The organism is Roseobacter sp. (genome assembly GCF_024639605.1).
Taxonomy (GTDB): Bacteria; Pseudomonadota; Alphaproteobacteria; order Rhodobacterales; family Rhodobacteraceae; genus Roseobacter.
Genome location: NZ_JAHEHZ010000151.1, coordinates 1 through 7,878 on the forward strand (window position 1 = coordinate 1; position 7,878 = coordinate 7,878).

Sequence of the window (7,878 nt, forward strand, 5' to 3'; positions counted from 1 at the left end):
GGGTTCAGCGCGTTAAAGCCGGGGGTGCCGGAGAAGACGACGAGACCCTCTTCTACCTCCAGAAGATCCAGGTTGAGTGTTTCCGCGATCGGTGCGCCGGCAATTTTGTCATCCAGAACACTCTGCATAAACTCCAGCCCTGACATGGTCAGGATTTTCTCAGGTGGCGTCAGATCTTCAGGCGTTCTGGCGGCATAGGTCATCGGGGCGCGCTCCGCAGTTGGTTGCCGCCAACAGTTAGAACGCGGCTCTCAAAGCCTCAAGGGGCTATGCGACGTCGCGCACACCTGTCTCCGCCTGGGTGACGCCAAGAGCATGGCAGACCTCGCGCGTCAGCTCCGGCCGGTTCAGCGTATAGAAATGCAGGTTTTCGACACCCTCATCCACGAGGGTCGAGCACATCTCGGTGCAGACCGCGCGGGCCAGCAGGTCGTGGCGGTCATCACGGATCGCAGTCTCAAAGGCCTGATCGAGCCAGAGAGGCACACTTGTCCCGCAGCGCGCGGCAAATTTGCGGGCGCTGACCCAGTTTGTAACCGGCAGGATGCCGGGTGTGACAGGGGCGTTAATGCCGGCCTTTGCACAGTCATCGCGAAAGCGCAGAAAGGTCTCTGCTTCAAAGAAAAACTGTGTGATGGCCTCGTCGGCACCTGCGTCGATCTTGGCTTTGAGCCAGTCAATGCTGGCTGCCTGGCTTGCAGCTTCGGGATGTTTCTCCGGATAGGCGCCGACGCGCAGCGTGAACAGGTTTGTGGCAGCAAGCGCTTCGATCAGATCCACGGAATTTGCAAAGCCGTCGGGGTGGGCGGTAAAGCCGTCGCTGCCCTCCGGCGGGTCGCCGCGCAGGGCCACAAGATCGGTTACACCGGCTTTGGCAAACCGGCGCGCGGTGGCCATGGTTTCGTCGCGCGTGGCGCCCACGCAGGTCAGATGCGCCGCGACCGGCAGGCCAGACGATTTGCGCAGTGTATAGGCGGCGTCATGTGTGAGATCGCGCGTTGTACCACCCGCGCCATAGGTCACTGAGAAAAACCTCGGGGCCAGCGGGGCCAGCGCCTGCGCCGTTTCCCACAGACGAAAGGATGCATCGATTGAGCGGGGCGGAAAGACTTCGAATGAAACAGCGGGTGTGGACATCGGAACAGATCCTTATGATTTCGTATCTTGTGCCATGAACGGAAAGATGAAACAAATTCATAACTTTCATCTTTAATATGAGTTCGGCATGCATATTGAGTTCAGACACCTGCGCACCATTCAGGCCATTCACGAGGCCGGCGGGCTCGCGCGCGCTGCTGATCTGCTGCACATCACGCAATCCGCGTTAAGTCATCAGATCAAAGGGCTGGAGGATCAGGCCGGGGTCGAACTGTTCGTACGCCGCTCCAAACCGCTGAAGCTGTCGCCCGCAGGGCAGCGATTGCTCAGGCTCGCCGAGCAGGTGTTGCCCCAGGTCCAGGCGCTGCAGGATGAGTTCACCGGATTGCGCGCGGGCAGCACCGGGCGCATGCACATTGCCATCGAGTGTCACGCCTGCTTTGAATGGCTCTTCCCCGTTCTGGAGAAATTCCGGCGGTCCTGGGCGGATGTGGACGTCGATATCCGCCCCGGTCTCGCTTTTGACGCCCTGCCGGCGCTGCTCAAGGAGGAGGTCGATCTTGTGGTCTCTTCCGACCCTGAAGATCTGCCCGGGGTCGAGTTTGTGGAGCTCTTTGATTATGCACCGGTTTTTGTGGCTTCCAGCCAGCATCCTCTGGCTCAGAAGCCTTTCGTTGAAGCGGCGGATTTTCGCGGTGAAACGCTGATCACCTACCCGGTGGAACGCTCGCGATTGGATGTGTTCAGTCAGCTGCTGATCCCCGCCAAGGTCGAGCCGGCAGCGATCCGTCAGGTTGAGCTCACTGCGGTAATATTGCTGCTGGTGGCCTCAAACCGGGGCGTCGCGGTTCTGCCGGACTGGGTGGTGCGCGAGGTGAAGTATTCTTCCGATTACGTCACGCGCCCGCTGACGGCAAAAGGTATTACCCGCAGGCTGTATGCGGCGGTCCGACAGGATGATATGGATAAAGCGTATATGCAGCAGCTGTTGCGGCTCGCTGGTGAAGAGGCGCGCAAACTGCAGGCCCGCTAAGTCCGGTAACGCGGCTCAGCTGTTGCCGAAGCGGCCTGCAAGACTGTTGATCAGACGCCGTTCGGCCGGGGAAAGCCGTGCCGGTTCATTACCGGCGGTCAGGCTTTCAGGAGCGGGCAGGGATTCTTCGATCTGCTCGCGGCTGGGGTTTGCAAGCCGTACGGCCTCGATAACCTTTTCAGCGGTCTCAGGTGAGGCATCAAGCGCGCCGGAATAGGCGCTCAGGATTTTTTCCTCCGCGTGGGTAATGGCGGTGCGTGCATCCACAAGCTGATTAACCACCACGGCGGCACGGGTCAGTTCGGCGGTTCCGGGCTGGTCGGTGCCGTTGGCGCGGGCGCTGCTGATCACCTGATTTGCCGGGCCGAGGTCGGGATACCCGAGGGTTGAGCGCGCCTGATCATCCAGAAGGCGGTCGTCAATGCCATTATCCAGCAAGGCCTGAGCATTGGCGATTTCGGTTGCCGACGGAGCGTTCCTGACCAGATCGTAAGCCGCGGCGAGGGCCAGTGTTTCTTTCGCAACATCAAGGTCTTCCTGCAAAGCCTGCATGGTATAGTCCGCGATGGCGAGGGCCGCGGCAAGACCGGCAGGTCCGCTGAAATTGCCGGTTGCGATCCGGTCAAGTTTTGCTTTGGTGCTGGCATTGATCACGCCGGTCACTGTGCCGAGATTGGCCGGGTGCATCGCTCCTTTGACTGTCGGACGCACGGCAGGCTTGATGCTTGCCTCGATTGCCGGTGCGCGGGTGGTGCTGATGCGGGCTGTGCGTGTGCGCGGTGCCGATCCGGTATCGTTTTCAGCAGTGGTGCTTGCTTTTGCCGCGTACGGTCCTGGTGCGGGCGCGCCGAAAAGTGTTTCCAGCACCCGCGCGAGGGCAGTGGTCCGTGGCAAGACACTTACTGTGTCATCGGAACCGGTATCGGGCGCTGAAAAGCCTGCATCTGCTTCGCCGCCATCATTATTACCACCACCTGCGTCCCTGATTCCGCCGCCGGTCGAAGGCGATGATCTGTCCTTGTCGTGGCCATAGGCATTTCCGTTGCCGTTGTTACCGTTATTGCCATAGTTGCCGTTGCCGTTGCCGTTATTACCGGTTCCCTGATTTCCATTGTTACTCTGGGCGTTATCGCCGTGACTGAAACCGCCGTTAGCACTGTTGCCGCCCTGGCCAAAGGCATTTCCGTTGCCATTGGTGCCGTTGCCGGCACCGCCTGCATTGCCGTTTCCATTGCCGTTGTTCTGCTGAGCCTCGACGGGACCGGCAGTCACAAATACCACCGCCGGTGCTGCAACAAGGGCAGACAGGGCGATGGCAGAAGTGCCGATCCTCAGGTATCTCAACATATTCAGTCCTTTTGCGCAGACGTATTCCGGGCGCGATAAGCTGGTTTGCACAAATGGTTAACGGAGTATTAAGGCCACAATTTGTCGCGAATCGCCGGAAGTTGACCAAACTGTGACGGCTCCGGCGCCCGCAAAGGCGCCCGGTAACCGGCGTTCAGACCTGCAGTCCCGGGAAATGGTCAGCGTGCGAGACGCGCCGCCCGCCCGCCGCGCCGGCGGGTGATCCGACCGGCGCGCCCGGGCAGTTCAGCGATGATTGTCCGACGCGCTTCGACACTCAGACGTGACCATTGCGTAATCTCGTCGATGCTGCGCAGACAGCCGGTGCAGAGCCGTGCCTCGGGGTGCACCACGCAGATCCTGATGCAGGGGCTTTCGATCTCGTCACGTTTCCAGATGTCGTCGCTCATGCTCTGTCCTTGTTGCGGCGCAGCACGGCCATCCGGTCCAGCGCTCCCTGCAGAATATACGCGGCCGCCACGTGATCAATCACCTCGGCGCGACGTTTGCGCGACGTATCCGCCTCAAGCAATGCCCGTTCAGCAGCCACCGTCGAAAGCCGCTCGTCCCAGAACGTCAGCGGCATGTCAAACCCGTCGAAGCGTTCGATGTTGCGTGCAAAAGCGCGTGTCGACTGGCAGCGCGGTCCTTCGGAGCCGTCCATATTGCGGGGCAGGCCCAGGACAAGTCCGCCGATGCGTCGGTTGTCGAGCACCATACGCAATGCGGCGGCGTCTTCGGTGAACTTGCGGCGGCGGATGGTTTCGAGCGGCGTGGCGACAGACAAAAACGTATCGGAAACCGCAACGCCGATCGTCACCGTACCCAGATCAAGACCGGCGATCGCCTGCTGCGGGGGCAGGGCGGCCAGAAAGGCTTCGGTGTCGTCGAAGATCATTCCGCCACCTGCGCGCGTTGTCCTGCGCGCAGCAGAAGATCAAGCGCGCGGGTGTCGCCTGCAAAAACGTTCGTCGCGTTTTCATAGACGGCAGCAGCCTGGGATGTCTGTCCCAGCACGCCGAGTGCCGTGATCAGCTGTGCCCAGTCTTCGACCGGTCCGCCTTCGGTTGCCAGCCGGTCAGACAGGCCGGAGACCATATTGCCGATCATCTCCATACGTTCTGCCGGTGTCATGTCGCCTGCGGCTTCGATGTCGCCCGCTGTCGGCCCTCTGCCGCCGCCGATTTCAGGCAGCTGATAGTTCACCCCGGCGCGAAACGCCATTTCCTCGATCTGTGCCAGCACCGGCGGGATCCAGGGCGCGTCTTCCGGCCCCTCGCGCAGCAGTCCGTCCCAGATCCGGAAGGCCGTATCGGGTCGTCCGACCTGCGACATCATCAGGCCCATATAATAGCGCGCTGTACCGTTGCCCGGATCAAGGCTGAGAGCAGTCTGCAGCGCGGCCTCGGCTTCGGGCGAGACATAGCCGCCCGCCGAAAGCACCAGCATATCGGCCAGCCCCGCGTAATCCGTGGCACCTGCGGCATCGCCCTTCAGGCGGATCACCTCGCGCTGTGCGTCGGCTGCTGCTGAGAAGTTGTTGAGGTTGGCCTCGTTTTGGGCCAGCAATATCTGTCCCTGCACATCGCCGGGCCGGTTTGCGACGGTCGCGCGCAACTGTTCCACGAGTGCGATGTAGTCGGGGCTGGCATTGGCGGGCGTCTGCGGTCGCGGCAGACTGGCCTCTGCGGCTTCCTGAGCGGGGCGGCTGGCGCGGCGTTCGTCGGCCATGGCGATGCGGTCAGAAAGCGCCAGATCGCCGTAGCCCGGTGCGCCGAGCTGCGTATAAATCGCGACACTGCCACCGATCAGCAGAACAGCCGCAACGACTGCAACAATCTGCGGCGCGCCTTTTTTGTCATGATCGCCGGCCTGTTCCGCCTGAATCGCCGCATCGGCAGCAAGGATGCGGCGCGAAACCTCGGCACGCACCCTTTCGGCATCTGCCTCGCTGACCACGCCGCGGGCGAGATCCTTGTCGACCTCGCGCAGCTGGTCGCGATAAACGCGCAGATCATAGGCCGCTGCGGGTTCGGTACCCGCTCTGCGCGGCGCGCGCATCGCCAGCGTGATCAGCACCGCGACCACGGTTGCAAGCCCGCCTGCGACGATCCAGAATATCATGCCACCCCCTCTGTCATGGCTGCAGATGTAGCCGTCCCGGCGCCGGACCAAAAGGGGCAAATGGCCACGATGATGTGACACGTTGCTGCAATTGCGCCACGTGTCGTAAACATGTCAGGATGTGACGTGCCGGGTCTTCAATTCTGCGCCGTTTCGCGCACAAGGGTAGAGAACTGGCGCGCCGGCGCGAATCCGGCATGTGTTTTCCCGGTCGGGGGTCTGAAAGATGAAACGTTATTCCGTCTTTGCTGTTGCGCGCGAGGCTGCACGGTATCATGCCGGCTGGGAACGCGCATGGCGTAAGGCTGAGCCGAAGAAAAAGTATGATGTCGTCATCATCGGCGGCGGCGGGCACGGGCTGGCGACAGCTTACCATCTGGGTAAGCGTTTCGGGATCAAAAACGTGGCAATCCTTGAGAAAGGCTGGCTGGGCGGCGGCAACACGGGGCGCAACACCACGATCATCCGCAGCAATTACCTGCAGGATCCGTCGGCGGCGCTTTATGAGAAATCACGCAGTCTCTATGAGACGATGAGCCAGGATCTGAATTACAATGTCATGTTCAGCCCGCGTGGCGTGATCATGCTGGCGCAGACCCATCATGAGGTGCGCGGCTATCAGCGCACGGCCCATGCCAACGCGCTGCAGGGCGTGAAAACCGAATGGATCAGCCCCACGCGGGTCAAAGAGCTTGTGCCGATCATGAATATCGCCGGGCCGCGCTATCCGGTACTGGGCGGGCTCTGGCAGGCGCGGGGCGGCACGGCGCGCCATGACGCGGTGGCATGGGGTTATGCGCGCGCCTGCTCTGACATGGGCATGGACGTGATCCAGCAGTGCGAAGTGACCGCTGTGCGCCGCGATGGCGGCAAAGTCGTCGGCGTGGACACCACAAAGGGTGCGATTGACTGCGACAAGCTCGGCATCGTGGTGGCGGGCAATTCGGGCCATGTGGCGGGGCTCGCGGGTTTCCGGCTGCCCATTGAAAGTGTGGCGCTGCAGGCGCTGGTCTCAGAGCCGATCAAGCCCTGTATGGATGTAGTCGTCATGGCCAACACGGTGCACGGCTATCTGTCACAGTCCGACAAGGGAGAGATGGTCATTGGTGGCGGCACCGACGGGTACAACAATTATACGCAACGCGGTTCCTTCCATCACATCGAGGAGACGGTGCGGGCCCTGATCGAGACCTTCCCGATGCTGAGCCGTCTGAAGATGCTTCGCCAGTGGGGCGGGATCGTGGATGTCACGGGTGACCGCTCGCCGATCCTGAGCAAGACGCCGGTGGAGAATGTGTTTATCAACTGCGGCTGGGGCACCGGCGGGTTCAAGGCCACACCCGGATCGGGCTGGGCGATGGCGGAACTGATCGCAAAAGGTCACGGGCCGCTGTCCGATGCTTTCGGACTGGAGCGGTTCCGCGAAGGTCGGTTCATTGACGAAAGCGTGGCTGCGGGTGTGGCGCACTGATGGCAGCATCCGCAATCTCCATTCCGTGCATCACCAGGCACCGCAGCGCCATCTCCTCGCGTGGATTTGCAGTTTTCCTTGCGGGTCGTGCATTGCCGGGGGGCGCGGGGCCCAGACGCGATCAGGCAGCCGGAGCTGACAAACAGTGCAGCGGCCTTGCCCGGTTAGTCGGGTCCGTTCGTTTTTTTGCCTTCTCCTGCCGCAGAGCCAAAAGCGATCAGGTCGCTCACGTCGACCTCGCGCCCTCCGCGGGCCTCCTTGCGCTCAGCAATCCCACGCCGCTCTTTCACAAGCATGTAAACGGCAACAGCGGCGATCAGCCCAAAGGCCAGAACGGCCATCATTTCCTTGCTCATGTCATCTCCTTTTTCGGTACCTTGCGCGGACCGGTTGCCTGCATCATGGCACGGGCGTGTGGGTTTGGCGAGGTTTCAACTGGTGTCTCGCTGCGGAGCTGTTCCCCTGGCAGGTATCTTTGCATACCGGCCTTTATTTCCCGTGGAAAAACGAAATGGCTGACCGCACAACCGCGACTGTACCGGCTCAGACGCCAACAACGAAAACCTCTCCGGCCAGCAATGCCGGACAGGTACGCAACGTTGGTGCTCATGTCGTCGTTGTTGGTGTGCCTGAAGATAACGGCAGTGCCTGTCGCGGCGAAGTCCAGATCGACGTTGAGGGTGAAGCCGGTGAAGCGGCCGGTGCCGCAGCCGCTGTCGAAGGTGCAGCCGGGGGCAGGTGAGCCCGCCGGATGTTTCACAGGTTTTTCTGGTGTCCTTCGGGGAGTGGGCTTTCTTGTGTCTGC

9 protein-coding genes and 1 pseudogene are annotated in these 7,878 nt (G+C 61.6%); 2 read left to right on the forward strand and 8 right to left on the reverse strand.

Going from position 1 to position 7,878, the window contains the following annotated elements:
* Positions 1–203, reverse strand: a pseudogene (locus Q0M35_RS15640) (PaaI family thioesterase); the annotation flags it as partial.
* Positions 204–267: 64 nt separating this feature from the next.
* Positions 268–1,137, reverse strand: a complete 870-nt coding sequence (metF, locus tag Q0M35_RS15645) for a methylenetetrahydrofolate reductase [NAD(P)H] (RefSeq protein ID WP_295316946.1) — start codon at positions 1,135–1,137, stop codon at positions 268–270.
* An 88-nt stretch (positions 1,138–1,225) separates the two neighbouring features.
* Between metF and Q0M35_RS15650 the strand changes: the two genes are divergently transcribed.
* Positions 1,226–2,131 carry a LysR family transcriptional regulator gene (locus tag Q0M35_RS15650; protein ID WP_295316948.1) on the forward strand — a complete coding sequence of 302 codons (906 nt, stop codon included), beginning with the start codon at positions 1,226–1,228 and terminating at the stop codon, positions 2,129–2,131.
* A gap of 15 nt (positions 2,132–2,146) precedes the next feature.
* Here the strand turns inward: Q0M35_RS15650 and Q0M35_RS15655 are convergent, their stop codons facing one another.
* The 4 genes from Q0M35_RS15655 to ccmI all read right to left on the reverse strand — a co-directional run bounded on the left by Q0M35_RS15655 (position 2,147) and on the right by ccmI (position 5,602).
* A complete protein-coding gene (locus Q0M35_RS15655) occupies positions 2,147–3,478 on the reverse strand; it encodes a hypothetical protein (RefSeq protein WP_295316950.1) in 1,332 nt (443 codons plus the stop codon).
* A 179-nt stretch (positions 3,479–3,657) separates the two neighbouring features.
* Positions 3,658–3,888 (reverse strand): DUF1289 domain-containing protein, encoded by a 231-nt coding sequence (locus tag Q0M35_RS15660; protein WP_295316952.1) that lies wholly within the window; start codon positions 3,886–3,888, stop codon positions 3,658–3,660.
* Complete coding sequence (gene ruvX / locus Q0M35_RS15665; protein WP_295316954.1) at positions 3,885–4,376, reverse strand: Holliday junction resolvase RuvX; 492 nt, start codon at positions 4,374–4,376, stop codon at positions 3,885–3,887. The genes Q0M35_RS15660 and ruvX overlap by 4 nt, the downstream gene beginning before the upstream one ends.
* Positions 4,373–5,602, reverse strand: coding sequence for a c-type cytochrome biogenesis protein CcmI (gene ccmI / locus Q0M35_RS15670; protein WP_295316956.1), 1,230 nt, complete (start codon positions 5,600–5,602; stop codon positions 4,373–4,375). Before ccmI ends, ruvX begins: the two co-directional genes overlap by 4 nt.
* A gap of 226 nt (positions 5,603–5,828) precedes the next feature.
* Here ccmI and Q0M35_RS15675 point away from each other — a divergent pair, with 226 nt between their 5' ends.
* Positions 5,829–7,073, forward strand: coding sequence for a sarcosine oxidase subunit beta family protein (locus Q0M35_RS15675; RefSeq protein ID WP_295316958.1), 1,245 nt, complete (start codon positions 5,829–5,831; stop codon positions 7,071–7,073).
* Between the two features lie 164 nt (positions 7,074–7,237).
* Here the strand turns inward: Q0M35_RS15675 and Q0M35_RS15680 are convergent, their stop codons facing one another.
* Together Q0M35_RS15680 and Q0M35_RS15685 are read right to left on the reverse strand one after the other, a co-directional pair.
* On the reverse strand, positions 7,238–7,429 hold the full coding sequence (locus tag Q0M35_RS15680; protein ID WP_295316960.1) for a hypothetical protein: 192 nt from the start codon (positions 7,427–7,429) through the stop codon (positions 7,238–7,240).
* On the reverse strand, positions 7,426–7,878 hold a 453-nt coding region (locus Q0M35_RS15685; protein WP_295316961.1), incomplete at its 5' end, for a hypothetical protein. The genes Q0M35_RS15685 and Q0M35_RS15680, both read right to left, overlap by 4 nt.